Origin of the sequence: Lysinibacillus sp. UGB7 (genome assembly GCF_049058285.1) — a bacterium.
In the GTDB taxonomy this organism is placed as follows: domain Bacteria; phylum Bacillota; class Bacilli; order Bacillales_A; family Planococcaceae; genus Lysinibacillus; species Lysinibacillus sphaericus_B.
In genome coordinates, this window is sequence record NZ_JBMGUV010000110.1 from 1 (window position 1) to 618 (window position 618).

The 618-nt window shown below is 50.5% G+C and carries 6 tRNA genes; all 6 read left to right on the forward strand.

What is annotated here, in order from left to right:
- Window positions 1–12: 12 nt before the first annotated feature.
- Window positions 13–87 (forward strand) — tRNA-Met (locus ACOMCU_RS28215).
- Window positions 88–90: 3 nt separating this feature from the next.
- Window positions 91–166 (forward strand) — tRNA-Asp (locus tag ACOMCU_RS28220).
- 135 nt (window positions 167–301) lie between these two features.
- Window positions 302–377: transfer RNA gene (locus ACOMCU_RS28225), tRNA-Phe, on the forward strand.
- Window positions 378–382: 5 nt separating this feature from the next.
- Window positions 383–456, forward strand: a tRNA-Gly gene (locus tag ACOMCU_RS28230).
- 3 nt (window positions 457–459) lie between these two features.
- Window positions 460–536 (forward strand) — tRNA-Ile (locus ACOMCU_RS28235).
- 4 nt (window positions 537–540) lie between these two features.
- Window positions 541–617 (forward strand) — tRNA-Asn (locus ACOMCU_RS28240).
- The last annotated feature ends 1 nt before the right edge of the window (window position 618 follow it).

The following is a 618-nucleotide window of genomic DNA, read 5'->3' on the forward strand; positions in this document are numbered from 1 at the left end:
AATTAATATTGTCGCGGGGTGGAGCAGTGGTAGCTCGTCGGGCTCATAACCCGAAGGTCGTTGGTTCAAATCCAGCCCCCGCAACCAAATGGTCCCGTGGTGTAGCGGTTAACATGCCTGCCTGTCACGCAGGAGATCGCCGGTTCGATCCCGGTCGGGACCGCCATTTTTAAAATAAGAGGTTCATGATAAGCAAAAAGGTCGAAGAAGCAAACGAGTGATTGAAGGAGTGTACTTAAGTACGTGACTGAATGAACGAGGGTGGCTGATAAAGAGATTTGCAGCTTAGCATGGAACGAATGGGTCAGTAGCTCAGTTGGTAGAGCATTAGATTGAAGCTCTAAGTGTCGGCGGTTCGATTCCGTCCTGACCCACCATAAATGCGGGTGTAGTTTAATGGTAAAACCTCAGCCTTCCAAGCTGATGTCGTGAGTTCGATTCTCATCACCCGCTCCAAATGGGCCTATAGCTCAGCTGGTTAGAGCGCACGCCTGATAAGCGTGAGGTCGATGGTTCGAGTCCATTTAGGCCCACCATTATTCCGAAGTAGCTCAGTTGGTAGTAGCACCTGACTGTTAATCAGGTTGTCGCAGGTTCGAGTCCTGCCTTCGGAGCCAT